The 16,518-nt window shown below is 69.5% G+C and carries 5 protein-coding genes; all 5 read right to left on the bottom strand.

Translation table 11 applies throughout. From position 1 onward, the window contains the following. Positions 1-61: 61 nt before the first annotated feature. The 5 genes from OG710_RS24295 to OG710_RS24275 all read right to left on the bottom strand — a co-directional run bounded on the left by OG710_RS24295 (position 62) and on the right by OG710_RS24275 (position 16,267). Positions 62-8,092: a condensation domain-containing protein gene (locus tag OG710_RS24295; protein WP_330241195.1), complete on the bottom strand. Its 8,031-nt coding sequence runs from the start codon at positions 8,090-8,092 to the stop codon at positions 62-64. Next, positions 8,089-12,606 carry a MupA/Atu3671 family FMN-dependent luciferase-like monooxygenase gene (locus tag OG710_RS24290; protein ID WP_330241194.1) on the bottom strand — a complete coding sequence of 1,506 codons (4,518 nt, stop codon included), beginning with the start codon at positions 12,604-12,606 and terminating at the stop codon, positions 8,089-8,091. The genes OG710_RS24295 and OG710_RS24290 overlap by 4 nt, the downstream gene beginning before the upstream one ends. Positions 12,607-12,733: 127 nt before the next feature. Continuing rightward, on the bottom strand, positions 12,734-13,807 hold the full coding sequence (locus tag OG710_RS24285; protein ID WP_330241193.1) for a hypothetical protein: 1,074 nt from the start codon (positions 13,805-13,807) through the stop codon (positions 12,734-12,736). A gap of 118 nt (positions 13,808-13,925) precedes the next feature. Continuing rightward, positions 13,926-15,911, bottom strand: coding sequence for an AMP-binding protein (locus tag OG710_RS24280; RefSeq protein WP_330241192.1), 1,986 nt, complete (start codon positions 15,909-15,911; stop codon positions 13,926-13,928). Positions 15,912-16,084: 173 nt separating this feature from the next. After that, complete coding sequence (locus tag OG710_RS24275; RefSeq protein ID WP_330241191.1) at positions 16,085-16,267, bottom strand: MbtH family protein; 183 nt, start codon at positions 16,265-16,267, stop codon at positions 16,085-16,087. Positions 16,268-16,518: the final 251 nt, after the last annotated feature.

Below are 16,518 nucleotides of genomic sequence, written 5' to 3'. Positions count from 1 at the left end.
CCGCGGCGTCGTTCATCGTTTGCGACTCTCCATTGATGTCAGCCGATAGAGGTCGGCGGTATCAGCTGTTTCCGGCGATCGATTCCGGGGAGCTCATGTCCCCCAGTGCCACGACGATCTTGCGGGGACCCACGAACGGGCGGCGCGAATGCGCGACAAGCATGTTGTCGATGACCAGCACATCGCCTTCCTGCCACGCGAAGGCGAGCGATTCGCGGTCCATCACTTCCCGGACCTCGTTCACCACGTCGTCGTCGATCACCGAGCCGTCGCCCCAGTAGACGTTCCGCGGCATTCCCGCTTCGCCGTAGAGGTCGACGAGCGCCTGCCGCGTCTCGGGGTCGAGACAGGAGGCGTGGTGCAGGGCCAGCTGGTTGAAGAAGACCTTCTCCTGGCTCCGGGGGTGCTTCAGGACCGCGTCGGCCACTCGCCAGGTCTTCAGCGTGCCGCCCGAGCCCCATGCGAAGTGCACGCCGGCTTCGGCGCATTTGCGCTCCACTTCGGCCGGGTCGTCGGTGCCGTAGAATCGGGACCAGCTCACATCGACCGACTCGATGAAGTTGCGGACGTAGCGGAGCTTCCTCTTCTCGAACTGCTCGATCAGTTCGGGGCGGAGCTTGGCATACACGTTGCGGCAGTCGACGAGCGGCGTCTCGCCCCCCTCCTGGGCCGCCACGACGCACGAGAAGAACTGGCGCATCGGCCAGGTGTGCAGATGCGAGCTCTCGTTGTGGAAGAGGATCGACTGGTCCTCCGGATAAGGGGTCGACTTGTATATCTGGTCGGACTCTCCCTCCAGTGGCAGATCGCCGTACTCCCGGAAGAGCGTCGGGCAGATCGCGCCCGCGGCCTCCTCGAACGCCGCCACCGAGCCGCCGTGGAAGCCCCGCAACAGCAGCGCCCCGTGGCGGTGCAGGTACGTGTCGACCAGTTCCCGGTTCGAGCGGAGCCAGCCGGGCAGATCGACGTCCTCGGCCGCGGGCTCCAGGACGAGCGGGGTTTCCGACAAGCCCGGCAGAAAGCCCGTTTTCACCGGGCTGATCCGAGTGATCTCCACTGAGCGCCGCTTGGCGCCGCGCAGCGATTGAAGCTTCGACGTCTTTGACTGCGCCTCGGTCATGTTCCGCAACCTCATCTCGTCGTCCGTCTCCATCCGCAGCGACCCGATGCGCTCCTCCGGCTCGTCCACCGCACTTGTCAGGAGTTGCACGAGGTGCGCCCCCATACGGTCGATGGTGGAGGCGTCGAAGAGTTCCGCGTTGTAGATGAAGGTTCCTGTGATCCCCTGTTCCTGCTCTTCCATGAACAGCGTCAGATCGAATTTCGTGTGCAGTGCGTCGACTTCGAGCGTGTGCGCCGCCAGCCCGGGAAGTTCAAGGGTGATGTTGAGTTTCTGCAGAAGAAAGAGGACCTGGAACAGCGGCGTGTAACCCGGATGACGCCCCTGCCGCATCTCGTCGACAAGCGTCAGGAACGGCAGGTCCTGGTGCGCATAGGCGTCGACGGACGTGGAACGCACCCGCCCCAGAAGCTCTCGGAAGGTCGGGTTCCCCGCGAGATCCGTTCGCAGCACGAGATTGTTCACGAACATACCGATCATCTGCTCGAACACCGCGCGTGTGCGGTTCGCGTTCGTCGTTCCGACGGCAATGTCGGTCGTGCCGGCATAGCGCGAGAGGAGAACTTTGAACGAGGCGAGCAACGTCATGTACAAGGTCGCCCCCTCGGCTCGGCCGAGTTCGCCGATCCGGGCGGTCAACTCCGCGGGAACGAGGAACCGGTGCACGGCGTTGCGGATGTTCTGCACCTCGGGCCGCAGCCGATCCGTCGGCAGTTCCAGCAGCGGGGGCAGGCCCGCGAGTTTGCGCTTCCAGTACGCGAGCTGTTGGTCGAAGACCTCGCCGTCCAGCCAACTGCGCTGCCACTGAGCGAAGTCGGCGTACTGATGCTCCAGCGGCGGCAACGGGGACGGCTTCCCCTGGGCGAACGAGGAGTACAACGTCACGAGCTCATGCACGAGTACGCCGAGCGACCAGCCGTCGGAGACGATGTGATGGATGTTCACGAGGAGCACATGATCCTCGGCGTCGATCCGTAGCAGCGCGACCCGGATGAGCGGACCGGTCTCAAGGTCGAACACAGTGCGCGCGTGCTCCTGGGCGAGGTCGTGGATCTGGTCCTCGCGGACGTCCTGAACCGGCAGCCGCACCGTGAAGTCGTCGTGCACCCGCTGCACCGGAGCGCCGTCCGCATCGTGAACGGTCGTACGCAGCACCTCGTGCCGGTCGATCACCTCGTCGAGGCCGCGCCGCAGCGAGTCGATGTCCAGCCTGCCGATCAGGCGCACGGCGCCGGGGATGTTGTACGTGGCGCCCGGCCCGTTGAACTGCTCGGCGAGCCAGAGCGACTGCTGGCCCAGGGACAGCGGCAGGATGCCGTCCCGGGGCACGTGCGGCAGCGGGACATCCGTGTGCGCGCCGTCGCGACTCGCCTCGCGTACCTTCTCGGCGAGCCCGGCCACGGTCGGCGCGTCGAACAGCGCCTTGACCGCCAGGTCGACGGAGAACCGGCGACGGACGCGGGCTATCGCCTGGGAGGCCAGCAGCGAGTCCCCGCCGAGGTTGTGGAAGTCGTCGTGCGGGCCCACCGCGTCCGTCCCGAAGAGCTGCCGGAAGATGGCGAGAAGTTCGCCCTCGACACTTCCACCGCTGGGCGCGCCCTCCCGGTGGTGGACCTGGCGCAACGCGCTGCGCCGCTCCTGGCCGGCGGCCAGCGCGATACGGGGGTTCTCAGGGGACACGACAGTGATTCCGGTCCGGCCGAGGGCCCGGGCCACCGCGGCACCGTCACCGTCGCCCGTCCGGTGGATCGACCCGTTCCGGCTCCGCTCCGGCCCGGGGGCGGCGAGGGAGTCGAAGAACCCGCCGATGAGCGCGGGCTTCAAGGAGACCCGCCCATCGGCGTCCGTGGCACGCGGGGAGACGAACGCGACATACCCGGCATCGACGTCGACCGCGGCTCCGGCGACGGCGAGCGCCGCACGGGCCTGGGCGGACACCTGGGTCCAGATCTCCCCCGGTACCCACTCGGACGCGGCGTCCTCGGCCTCGGCCTCCGGGGCGTGAACGATGCCGTCCACCTCGCTGAAGTGCTCGCGGGCGGCGTGGAAGGCCTCGGCGACCTGTTCCGGGCGGGTCAGGTCCGCCGAAGTCACGAGGGTCCGCGCGCCGAGCAGTTCGAGGTCGTGGACCGTCTCGATGAGGGTCCGGTTGGCTTCCAGGATCTCTTCCGCGCGCCGGGCGCGGTGGGCGGTGAACTCCGGAGTCTCGATGACCTCCGGCTGCTGGGCGACCACGAGGCCGTAGTCCGTCGCCGCGCGCGCCGCCTCGTGCCGCGGAAACGAGACGACGTCCGCGAACGGCTGCTCCCCCAGCACCCGGTCCCACATGTCCAGCGATATCAGCGGCGAACGGGTCCTGACCTCCTCGTCCTCGAAGAGCCACCACCCTTCGGCAAGCCCCCACAGCATCTCGACCCATCTCAGGGACACGACGGCTTCGACGAGGCACAGCAGCCCGTTCGGCGCGAGAAGGCCTCGCAGGTTGCGTGTCGTCTCATCGATCCGCGGGGTCGCGTGGACCACGTCGAAGCCGATGACGACGTCGAAGGAGTAGGGGTCGATCCCCTGAGCCGCGGGGTCCTTGGAGATGTCGAAGACCTGGAAGCGCATGTCGGCCATGCCGTGGTCGGCGGCCGACCGACGGGCGCGCCGGACGAAGGAACTGCCCAGGTCGGTGAAGGTGTACTGGACTGCTCGGTCGCGCAGCAGCGGGGCGACGATCCGCGTCAACTGGCCGTTTCCTCCGCCGACTTCCAGAATTCTGAGCGGGCGTCCTTGGGCGTCGTCGGCCAGCCGGGCCAGCAGCCGCCCCAGGAGCGAGGCGTAGACCGCGTAGTTGCTCGCGTCGAGCAGCCCGCGGAACGCGCCCTCCAGACGCTTCGGGTCCCCGTCCGGGAAGAGGACTCCGACGGCGTCGATGTCGCCGCTCAGCGCCGCAGGGTAGCGGCGTACGCAGTGCTCCAGGAACAGGATCGTGTCGTCGAAGCCGGGCAGCCGCTCCAGGGCGGTCCGGGTGTCCAGGAAGTCGGCACTCGCGCGGCTCGCCAGCACCTCGACGCGGTCCGCGTCACGCCGGATGATCCCGTCCTCGTGGAGGACCTCCAGGAAGAAGTCGAGGAACCTCTCGAACTGCGGCAGGATGCGCATGCGGTCGGCGATCTCAGCGCGCCGATGGACCCGCCCCACAGTCAGGTCCACGCCCGCGGCGGCCAGGGTGTCATAGACGAAACCCCCGCAGAGCCGGTTCAGCGTGCGCTCGACGAGCCCTCGGTCGGGTCTCTGGGCGGACCCGGCTGCGAGCTCTCGCTCGGTCTTCTCCAGGTGGCCCGCGTCGTCGCGGACCGGCGCCGCGACCCTACCGCCCAGTCCGGCCTCGGCCTCCGCGAGAGCACGCTCCCGGCCGGAGGATTCGTCGAGCCAGTGCGGCCACTCGTCACGGTCCGGGACGGAGTTCCGCCCGACCAGGGTGAGCCGCGCCCCGGGTTCGGCCGCGAGATGCCGGGCCAGGCTCGCCGACGCACCGGCGAACCCGTCGGTGACGATGAGGCTCGCGCCTTCGCGCGCACGATCGGTGAACGGCTCGTCGAGGGGCCGGTACCCCTCTGTGCGGCGCACACCGCCTAGGTACGCGACCACGCCCTCGCTCAGGCCGGCGGCGAACTCCTCGACGATCCTGTCGGCGTACGCCGAAGGGTTCTCGTCGATGTCCAGGTACGCGATCACCAGCTCAGGGTGACGATCCGAAGCCGCGCGGCAGAAACCGCTCAACGTGCCGTCCGCGACCGACGGTTCATCACCGTCCATGGCGGCGGGCCCGCGCTCGGCGACCACAGCGAGTCGCAGGGGGCTTCCGGTCACACGTGCGGACAAGGCCTGCACCCATGCCGCCGCCGTGCCCAGGCCGTGACGCCGGACCGCGTCCAGGTCCTCGGCTCCCCCGTCGCCGCAGGCGAGAACGACCGAACCGGGCAGGCGACCGGCGCCCTCCAGCGCGTCGAGCAGGCCGTCGATGTCCTCGGGGCGCGAGGGATCGGCCACGAAGCCCTCGTCGGTCTCGGCGAGGACGGCTCCGCTGCGCACGCGCACCACACGCTGGTGCGCGTCCCCGATCCCGTGCGTCAGGGCCCGTGCGAACTCCTCGTCGTCCACCACCAACAGCCACGTGTCGGCCGCACGGAGCACGGCATCGGCAGCCTCTCCGGCGACCAGCGGCGCCTCACGCCATTCAGGTGCGAAGAGGCCCGTCCGGGAGACGGCTTCTCCCGCACGGGACGGTTCGGCTTCGGGCCTACCGGTGACCGGGGAGCTCGCCGGGTCCGGGTCGATCCAATGCCGCCGCCGTTCGAACGGATAGCCCGGCAGCGGCAGTCGATGACGCCGCTGCCCCTCCCAGAACCCGTCCCATGCGACGGTGACACCCGCGAGGTACAGGGAACCGAGCGCCGAGAGCAGTGCTTCGCCGTCCGTGCGGTCATCGGCGCCAGCGCGCCCGGAGGCGAGGGCCCGCTGCGGGTCGACACCCGTGCGTCGCACCATCGGTGTCAGCGTCCGGCCTGGTCCCACCTCGAGGAACAGGTGCCTCCCCTCCTGGGAGACGGTCCGCACCGCATCGGCGAACCGTACCGTGCCGCGCATCTGGCGCGCCCAGTAGGCGGGTTCGCGGATCTCGGCCGGATCGAGGACCCGGCCGGTGAGACACGACACGACGGGGATGCTCGGAGCGTTCCGTTCGACACGTGCGACACGTGCTTCGAAGGCGCGGGCCACCTCGTCGAGCATCGACGAGTGGAACGCGTGCGAGGTGCGCAGCCGACGGTGGTCCACCCGCATCGCGGTCAACCGCCGCTCAAGCGCCTCGATCGCCTCGTGCGGCCCGGAGGCCACGCACTGCCGCGGGTCGTTGACCGCGGCCAGAGAGCAGTCGCCCAACAGGGGTTCGAGCGACGCCTCGTCGAGCGAGACGGCGAGCATCGCGCCGGACGGGAGGTCGTTCATCGCCCGCGCCCGGTCGATGACCAGGTCCAGGGCGTCTTCCACCCGGAAGGTCCCGGCCAGAGTCGCGGCGACGTATTCGCCCAGGCTGTGCCCGAGCATGACATCCGGCTTCACGCCCCACGCCAGCCACACACGGGCCATGGCCAGCGACACGGTGAAGAGGGCCGGCTGGGTCAGCCACGTCTCGTCGAGCCGCGCACGCCCCTGTTCCCCCATCGCCGCGGACGGATAGATCACTTCGCGCAGATCGACGCCGAGCCGCCCCACGGCGTGCGCAGCACAACGGTCGACCTCGCGGCGGAACACGTCCTCGTTCTCGTACAGTCCGGCGAGCATGTGCGGCTGCTGCGCTCCCTGCCCCGGGAAGAGGAACGCGACGCGGGGCGGATCCGTGTCTCGTGCCTCCGAAGGAGCGGCAGCCGGATCGGGGTTCTCCAGCGCGGCGATGGCCTCGGTACGACTGCCGCACACGATCGCCCGCCGGTGTGCGTGCGAACGGCGGCCGCTGCTGAGGGTGAAGGCGATGTCGGGCAGTGCCGCGTCGTCGGCCTGCCGCAGTGCCGCCGCGAGATCGGCGCTCGAACGCTCCAGCGCCCGGGGCGAGCGTGCGGAGAGAACGATCAGCTGCTCGGCCCGCGACGCCCCTGACGTCTGACGGGCAGGCGCCTCCTCCAGCACGACGTGCGCGTTCGTACCGCCGATGCCGAAGGAGCTCACGCCCGCACGGCGCGGAGTACCGGCGGACGGCCATGGGCGGCGCCGCGTGTTCACGTAGAAGGGACTGCCGCCGAAGTCGATCGCGGGATTCGGCCGCTCCCAGTGCAGGCTGGGCGGCAACTCCGCGTGGCGCAGCGACTGGACTGCCTTGATCAGTCCGCTCACGCCCGCGGCGACGTCGAGGTGCCCGACGTTGGTCTTGACGGAGCCGATCGCGCAGAACTGCCGCCGATCGGTCTGCTCGCGGTACGCCCTGGTCAGGCCGGCGATCTCGATGGGATCGCCGATGACCGTGCCCGTCCCGTGCGCCTCGACGTAGCCGACCGTCTCGGCGGGAACCTCCGCGAACGCCAGGGCCTCCGCGATGACCGCGGCCTGGCCGGTGGCGCTGGGGGCGGTGAATCCGGCCTTCGACGCGCCGTCGTTGTTGACCGCCGAACCCCGGATCACGGCGAGGACGTGGTCCCCGTCGGCACGGGCGTCCGCGAGCCGCTTGAGCAGGACGAGTCCGACCCCGCTGCCGAAGATCGTGCCCCCGGCGCGAGCGTCGAAGGCACGGCAGTGGCCGTCCGGCGACACGATCCCGCCTTCGTGGTACGTGTAGCCCACCCCATGGGGCAGGATGGCGCTGGCGCCACCGGCGATGGTCAGGTCGCAGTCGTAGGCGAGCAGGGCCCTGCACGCCTGGTGAACGGCGACGAGCGAGGACGAGCACGCGGTGTCGACCCCGATGCTGGGACCCGTCAGATCGAACTTGTGCGAGATGCGGGTCGGAGCGAAGCCCTTGTCGGTGGCGAAGAAGATCCGCTGCATCCCGACCTGCTGGACGATCTCGGGACGGCTGAGCAGGTTGCCGACGAGGTAGGCGGGAAACCCGACACCGACGTAGACCCCCGTCGGCTGCTTCAGGCGGCCTGGGTCGTATCCCGCGTGGTCGAACAGTTCCTGGGTGCATTCGAGCAGCATCCGGTGTTGCGGATCGAGGAGGGACGCCTCCATCGGGGTGAGCCCGAAGTACTCGGCGTCGAACCGGTCGATCCCCTCGAGGATGCTGGCTGCCCGCACGTAGTTCGGGTCGCGGAGCTCGTCGGCGTCGACTCCGGCCCTCATGAGGTCGTCCTCCGAGAGCCGGGAGATCGATTCGACTCCCTCCGCGATGTTGTGCCAGAACTGGTCGGGATCTCCGGCTCCGGGGAAACGGCCGGCCATTCCGATGATCGCGATGTGATGGCTGTCGTCGTTCACGTGCTGATCGCTCACGAACTGTGCCTCCTGCGCTGCCGCTGACGGAAGGCGGCCTTCTGCTTGCTCGCCCGGTTCTCGACGTCCACGCTCAGCTTCTCGTCGGCGTTCTCACCGCCCGTGCTGATGTGCGCCGCGAGCCCGGCGATGGTCGGAAAGGTGAACAGGTCGACCAGTTCGACGCGCCCCAGTCCCGCTGTGGTGATGTGCGCGTGCATCCTTGCGGCGAGCAGCGAATGGCCGCCGATCTCGAAGAAGTTCTCGTGGACGCCCACCCCGTCGCGTTCGAGGAGTGCCTGCCAGATCTGCTGGAGGGCGTGCTCGATCCGGTTGCGTGGCGCCAGGTATGTGGCGGTCCCGCCGCCCTTGACCCCGTCCGCCATCCTGACGAGCGCGCCGCGGTCGACCTTTCCGTTGAGTGTGAGCGGCAGGCTCTCCACCGGGACGATGCGCGACGGCACCATGTAGTCGGGCAGCCGGACGCGGGCATGGGCGCGGACGCTCGCCTCGTCGTAGGCCATGCCCTCGCGCGGCACGGCGAACGCGACGAGACCGGTGTCGCCGTTCCGGTCCGGCCGGGCGACGACGGTGCAGTTCGCGAGCGCCGGGTGCCCGCCGAGTACGGTCTCGATCTCACCGAACTCGATACGGAAACCGCGCACCTTCACCTGGTGGTCGGCGCGGCCGAGGAACTCGAACCTGCCGCCACCCAGCGGTCGCACGATGTCCCCGGTGGCGTACATCCGGCCTCCGGGCCGGTCGGTCAGCGGATCGGGGAGAAATTTCTCCGCGGTCAGCGCGGGCCTGTTCCAGTACCCGCGTCCCACACCGTCTCCACCGATGTACAGCTCGCCGGGGACTCCGATCGGTACCTGCCGAAGCCGCACGTCGAGGACGTACAGCGTGGTGTTGGCCAGGGCTCCGCCGACCGTCGCGCGGTCGTACCGATCGGGTTCGAGCCGTTGCACCGCCGACCAGACGCACGTCTCCGTAGGCCCATACATGTTGAGGACGTCGCCGATACCGGAGTCGCGCAGCCGCGAGGTGAGTTCCGGTGGAGATGCGTCCCCGCCGACGAGGAGGGTGCGCAGACTGCTCTCCGCCGAGGGATGGCCGTCCCGGTCGAGGAGCAGAAGACGGGCGAAGGCCGGCGTGCACTGCAGGTGCGTGACCCCGTGCCGCGCGATCACGTCCGTCGGCGTCCGGCAGGGCCGGGCCTGGGCGTCCTTCATCGCCTGCCTGACGGCGGCGATGTTCCCCAGCGCGTCAAGGACCAGGTCGTCGGGGACGCCGAAGTCGATGAGGCAGGCGATCTCGTCCACTCCGGCCCCGGCCAGGGCACGGACGAGGTCGGCACAGGACTCCGGGGTTCCGAACAGCGCGCTGGTACTGGAGTACCGCTTGAAGGCGTGATCGACAATCACTTCGCGGTCGCGTACCGGGTCCAGCCCCAGGCTCCTGGCCAGTCCCTGCATCAGGTCGATCGAGCTGCGCAGGTACGCCTTGAACGGCTCGCGCACGACCTCGCGCACCACCTCCGCGTCCGGGTGGACGAAGGTGTGCAGCATCAGGGTCACGGTTCCTTCGTCGTGCCCGGCGCCCGCCCTCGCCGCGCGGTAGATGCCGATCTTGCGGGCCAGCTCCTGGACGTTCTGGCCCAGCAGGTGGGTGAGGAGGTTGACGCCGGTCGCGCCGGCCCTGCGGAAGGTCTCGTCGCTGCCGGCTGCGGTCGCCCACATCGGGAGTTCCGCCTGGACGGGACGCGGGAGCGTCCTCACGTCGATGTCGGAGCCGACCCCGTTGCGCCGCGAGACGGATTCCCCTGCCCAGAGCCGCCGGACGACGTCGATGTCATCCCACAGGGACTCCTTGCGCGTGGTGTAACCGTCCGGAGCGAGCACGAAGTCGTCGGGCTGCCACCCGGAGGCGAACGACAGACCGACGCGTCCGTCCGACAGGTTGTCCACCACGGCCCACTCCTCCGCGACCCGCAGCGGATCCTGCAGGGGGAGGACGACGCTTCCGGCACGGATCTCGACCCTGTCCGTCGACGCCGCGACGGCGCCCGCGAGGACGGACGGATTCGGATAGGCGCCGCCGAAGGCGTGAAAGTGCCGCTCGGGGACCCAGACGGCCCGGAATCCGTTCGTGTCGGCGAAACGGGCTCCGTCCAGGAGCAGGCGGTAGAGGTCCTTCCCCTTGTTCTCCCCGGAGTCGGCGGCGAAGTAGAAGAGGCTGAAGTCGACGGGGCGCGTCGGCGCCCTGGTCTCCGGGGCGGCCGTCGCGTCGGCCGGGGAGGCCCACAGGGCGGGCTCGATGACGACCTTGTAGCCACGGCACAGGGTCCAGAAGAGTTCGAGTACGGAGATGTCGAAGGACACGCTCGTCACTGCCAGCCATACGGGCTGCTCCGCGGCGGGGCGGTCCCGCGCGGGGTGAGGTCCGCTCCCCACCGCGTGGTCGAGGCCTGCGAACAGGTTGATGACATTGCGCCGGCTCACCATCACGCCCTTGGGGCGACCGGTCGAGCCCGATGTGTAGATGACGTAGGCGAGCGCCTCGGCGGAGCCTTCGCAGGGCGGGGCGGGTGCAAGCCTCTCCGCCTCTTCGACGAGGGCGCGGAGGGTCAGGATGTCGTCCTCGTACGTCCCGAGGGCGCGGACTCCCTGCTCGTCGGCCACGCAGAAGTCCACCAGCGCGTCCTGCGCCATGTACGCGAGGCGATCCGGCGGGTAGGACGGGTCCAACGGAACGTAGGCGCCACCGGCCCGCGCGATCGCGAGCATGACCACCACCAGTGCCGCCGAGCGCTCCATGCTCACGCCGACGCGCACTTCCTCCTGTACGCCTCGCTCACGCATCGCGGCGGCCAGCTTGCCGACCCGGTCGGCGAGTTCTCGGTAGGTGAGCGACTCGTCGTCAGAGACCAGCGCCGTGGCATGCGGAGTCCGCAGCACCTGCGCGTCGAACTGTTCGAGCCATGTCCGGCCGTTGACGGGGAGCCGCGGACCACGTGCCTCACGGAGCAACGCCCGCCGCTCCGCCGTGGACATCGAGGGGAGTGAGGAGACCCGGGCGTCGGGACGTACGGCGATCTCGCCCAGCATCGCGACAAAGCCCTGTGCGAGGCGTTCGACGGTGGCCGCCTCGAACAGGTCGATGTTGTACGTCCATGTGCAGACGTAGTCTCCGTCCACCTGGTGCACCGAGAGCACGAGGTCGAACGGCGCGCCGCGCTGCCCCGACGAGGGCAGCACGTCCAGCGGAACTTCCTGTCCCGAAGTCCGCGCCTGCTGCCAGACGTACATCACCTGGAAGAACGGCGGACGGCTCGGGTCGCGCGGAGGGCTGAGCCTCTCGACGAGCAGGGGGAACGGATAGGGATGGTCAAGGGCGCGCAGAAGCGTCGAGCGTGTTCTGCCGAGGACCCCGGTGAACTCCGGGTCGCCGCGCAGGTCGCTCCGTACGACGACGGGGTCGGTGAAGAACCCCACCAGGTCCTGGGAGCCCGGCGCCTGGCGCCCGGCTGCCGGGGTGCCCACGGCCACATCGTCCGAGCCGCTGTACTTCTGCAACAGCACCTGGAACGCGGACAGGAAGAGCATGTTCGGCGTCGCGTCGGCATCACGCGCGATCCGGGTGAGCCTCTCCGAGAGCGTGGAGTCCACCTCCACCGAGAGACGGCCGCCGCGGAAGGTCTGAGCGGGCGGGCGCGGCCGGTCGAACGGCAGATCCGTCACCGGAGGGCTGTCCCCGAGCCGCTCTCGCCAGAACGCGAGGTTCCGCTCCGCTTCCGGCCCGGCGAGCCACGCCCGCTCACGGTGCACGTGTTCCACGAACCGCGACGCGACGGGCTCCAGCGTCGGCTCGCCTCCCGTGGTGCGAGCGCGGTAGACGGCCAGCCACTCGTCGACGATGACATCGATCGACCAGAGATCCGCCACGATGTGATGGACGACGACGACCAAAACAGGCCGTTCGTCCCCGGGTCCGGTGCGCAGCAGCAACGCCCTGATGGGCAGCTCGCGTTCGAGATCGAAGGGGGCGTCCATGAACGCCTCCACGGCGCTCTCGACCTGCTCCTTCGACGCGGCCTCCTCCGTGAGGAACCGCGACGGTACACCGCGGAGGCTCTGGGTCGGCTCGCCGTCCGCCCAGGTGAACACGGTACGCAGGGCCTCATGACGGCCCAGCACCTCCCGGAACGCCGCGTCGAGTTCCTCCGCGTCGACCGCGGTCCGGGCGCGGGCGGCGAAGGCTAGGTTGTAGGCGGCGCTGTCCGGCGTCAGGCGCTGGTGCAGGAGCAGGCTCTGCTGGCCGACGGAGAGCGGGTACGGACCGGTCGGCTCGTCCCTCCGGTGTTCCAGGAAGGCTTGGATCTCGTCCCTGTTCGCGCGCACCGCGTCGAGGACATCGGACGTCAACGCGTCACGCGGCCCCCCGCACTGCAGGCGTCCGTCCTCGAGGAACACCCGTACGCCCTTCGCGGCGAGTGAACCGATCAGCTCGGAGATGGCGTCAGGCCTCTTCATGTCCTTCTCTCCCGTCCTGCTGGTCGCGTCGTGTCCGATGGGTTCCGTCGGCCTCCCCCTGCTTCACGGCGCGATCTTCGTCAGCCGGAACCGCGGTTCCGCACTCCGTCACGACGCCCCTCCACGCTCACCGCTCAGGGGCGGCTGCCCTGGTGGCGAACTCCAGGACCCCGGCCTCCCGCCCCCAGCCGTACTCCACCCCCGCGCGGACGACGGGCTCAGCCAGCGCGGCCAGGTCGTCCAGCCGGTGGTCCGGGACGAAACGGCGCAGCCCACCGGGGGCGAGGGTGGCCAGCGCCCGCCGCACCGACGCGTCGCGCAGAGCGACGTCGACCGGGACCGGGGCGGGGGCGCTCCTGTTGTGCTCCCCGGCCAGACAGCCGAGCAGCACGGAAGAGAGCCACACCTCGCGCAGGAGTACGTCGCTGACGATGTCTCGCAGCGCCCTGGGGTCGGCCGACGCGTCGAGCCGTTCCCTCAGGGCCGCCATCACTTCGCCCTCGGGCAACCCGCCCGCGGCGAGAACCTGGTCGGCGGGCTCGCGCCGCCACCCCCCGGGCGCCTGCGCATCCGCGAAGTACAGAAAGGCGGTGCCCTGGAGCCACCACAGATGGGACAGGGCGCCGGTTTCCGTCAGCGTGCTCTTCCGGGACGAGTCCACCGGTACATCGCACACAGCCTGACGGCGCCCTTGGCGCTCGTTGCCCACCAGGCTCGGTGCGTCGCCGTGCTCCACCGGCCCGCCGACAGGCGCGTAGGCGGACACTCCGCTGCTGCGGAGGTAGCCCATCAGGGCCACGTCGTCGGCGCTTTCCGGCCCGGCCGTACCCGCCGCGTCCAGGTACGCGCCGAACCCCCTGGCAACCGGGGCCGGCAGGATCAGGCCGACCGAGGGCACGTACTCCCCCACGACCTCGGCCCAGGCGTGTCCGAGCAGAGCCGCCAGACGTACCGCGTTCGCGGCAAGCCCTCCCCACTCGGCGAAAAGGCAGAGGGCGTCAGCCGACCTCGCCCGGATCAGATCCGGCAGGGCGTCCGGGAAGTCGTCCCTCAGCACCGCGTCGTCCTGGAGGACCAGGTGGTGGGTCGCATCGTCGGCGCAGCTCGCCCAGGCCTCGCGGGCGGCGCGCAGTGCCGTTGCCGGTGCCGAGGGGCGGGGGTCGAACGCGATGCGCAGACCCAGTTCCGGATGACGTTCCACAAGGTCCTGTGCCCGGCCCCTCCGGGCGGGATGGGCCATGACGGCTCCGGAGAGGCGTATGTCTCCTCGTACTAGCATCGCGGTCAGCACTCCATGGTGTCGAGCCTGCCCCGGCTCATCAGCCGAGGTCGATCCGGACCTCTTCGGCGGCCGGGCGGACGGTTGTCCCACGCCGCCGGATCACCTCAGCGACGGTTTCGACCGTGTGCGCCTCGGCCACCTCCTCCAGCGTCAGTTCGTATCCGTCGGAGGCCCACAGGCTCCCCAGCATCTGAACGGCCTTGAGCGAGTCCCCGCCCAGCTCGAAGAAGCGGTCGTGAACTCCCACCGCTCCGATGCCGAGGACCCTTTCCCACGCGCCGGCGACCGCCCGCTCGACCGCGTCCCTGGGCGGCGTGTACGGCCTGGGGAACCGCTTCTCGGGCGGGTACTCGCCCGCCAGGTAGGAGGTGCGTACCGCCGACCGCCGCAGCTTGCCGCTGGAGGTGCGTCGGATACCTCCGCGCGGCACGAACACGATCTCGCGCACCGACACGTCGTGTTGTTCGCCGATCCGGGTGCGGATCGCCTCAGCCATGCTCCGGCGATCCGCCTCGGAACTCCTGGCAGCCGCTTCGACGGCCAGCACGAGCTGTTCTTCGGCGCCCTCGTCGACGGAGAAGGCCACACAGCGACCGCTCCTCGGAGAGGGATGCGCCTCCTCGACCGTCCTCTCGAGGTCCTGCGGGTAGTGGTTGCGGCCTCGGATGATGATGAGGTCCTTCAGCCGGCCGGTCACGAAGAGTTCGGCGTCCCTGGTGAACCCGAGGTCGCCGGTGCGCAGGAACGGCCCCTCCCCGTCGTCGGTCATGGCGCCGAACGTCGCTGTCGACTCCGCCGCGTCACCCCAGTACCCACGAGCGGCACTCGGACCGTTCACCCAGATCTCGCCCACGACCCCCCGGGGGCATCGCGCCCGGGTCCGCGGGTCGACGATCTCCACCCGCTGTGCGGGGTCGGCGCTCGTGCCGCACCCGACGACGTCACGGGTGACGGCTCCCGAGGCTGCTTCGAGCACCCGGTTCTGTTCGAGTTCCGCCGCGTCCAAGGACACGATGGACAGGCCCTCCGTCGGCGCGGTCACCAGAAGCGTGTTCTCGGCGAGACCGAACGAGGGCCTGAACGCGGACTGCCGGAACCCCGCCGGCGCGAAGGCCTCGGCGAACCTGCGCAGAGTGTCCGCGCGCACCGGTTCGGCTCCCGATATGGCGACATGCCAGTTCGACAGGTCCAGCTCGGCGACCTCCTCCGGAGCGGCCGCCGCGGCCCGGGCACACAGGTCATAGGCGAAGTCCGGAGCCGCGCTCACATAGGAGCCACAGTCGGACATGGCCTGGACCCACCGCAACGGGTCGCGGAGGAAGGACAGGGGGGCGAGCAGCCGGCTGTGCCCACCGCAGTAGAGAGCCATGAGGAGGCCGCCGATGAGCCCCATGTCGTGGTAGGGCGGCAGCCAGAAGACTCCGTCCATCCTGTCGGCGATGCCGTACGCGTCACGCCCCGCGCGCAGGTTGTACAGCAGATTGCCGTGCGAGAGCATGACGCCCTTCGGACGGCCGGTCGAGCCGGACGTGTACTGCAGCACGGCAATGTCGTCCGAGGACACGTCGGGCAGCGAATGGCGGGCCGCGTCCGCAGCGTCCCACTCGGCGGAATTGATCCACTCCAGGTGTCCCGTCACCACACCCTGCGTGGCCTCCGCCGTCTCGCCGTCCACCAGGACGCAACGGGGCTGTGCGTCCTCCACGATCGCGCGCACCCGCTCCATGCCCCGGCTCAGCCGGGTCTTCTCCGGCGGGTAGGCAGGGACGGCGACCACTCCCGCGAGCATGCAGGCGTAGACACCGACGACGTAGTCGAGGCCGGGTTGGTTCAGCACCAGGACGCGGTCGCCGCGCAGCGCCACCGATTGGATCCGAGCCGCCAAAGCACGTGTTCGCAGCAGGAGTTCACCATTGGTCAGTGACTGGGTGCGTGAGGCGCGCCGTCCGGAGAACGCGTCCAGGAAGGTGTAGGTGACCCCCGACGCGTCGTCCTCGGCACGCTCGTACAGTAGCTCGTTCACGCTTCTCTGCGGTATCACGACGGCTTCGAATACCTCTCTGGGTGACTACGTGGCCCGCACGGTCGGGCTCCGGGCCGGGTATCAGCGACTCCCGCGCCGACGGACAGTCCGCCAGGCCGCTCGGATAATTGATCGGCCTTGTTGAACTGTTTCCCTCACGAGGAGGACAGTCCTCAGCGAAGACTGCGTGGGCGCATATCGGTCCACAGCTCTTCTATCCGGCTCAGACAGTCCACCTTGGCGCCGGAGAACCCCACCGCACTCCAACCCTCGGGAATCGGCCTGCCGGCAAGCCAGATGGAATACTGCCCTTCCAGATTGACGACGACGTCGAAAACATCCCGCGTCTCATCCATTTCGCAGGCCCTTTCCACTGCTTCGAGATCCCCGGAGGAACAGCAGCCGTCACAGCTGCTCCCCCCGCGCGCTCCGGTGATTCACGTACACACAAGGAGCATCTCGCCTTGCGGTACCAGGGGATCGATTTTCCCACCCCCTGCCCACTTGGGCCCCTGAACACTACCCGACGGAAAGTCGATGTCAACCAGGAAATACATTCACCGAATGGCGAGATTGCGACATGACTCAACTGCGACAGAGCCAACCC

The sequence above is a fragment of the Streptomyces sp. NBC_00525 genome (assembly GCF_036346595.1).
GTDB lineage: Bacteria > Actinomycetota > Actinomycetes > Streptomycetales > Streptomycetaceae > Streptomyces.
This window is presented reverse-complemented; position numbering and strand designations above follow the sequence as displayed.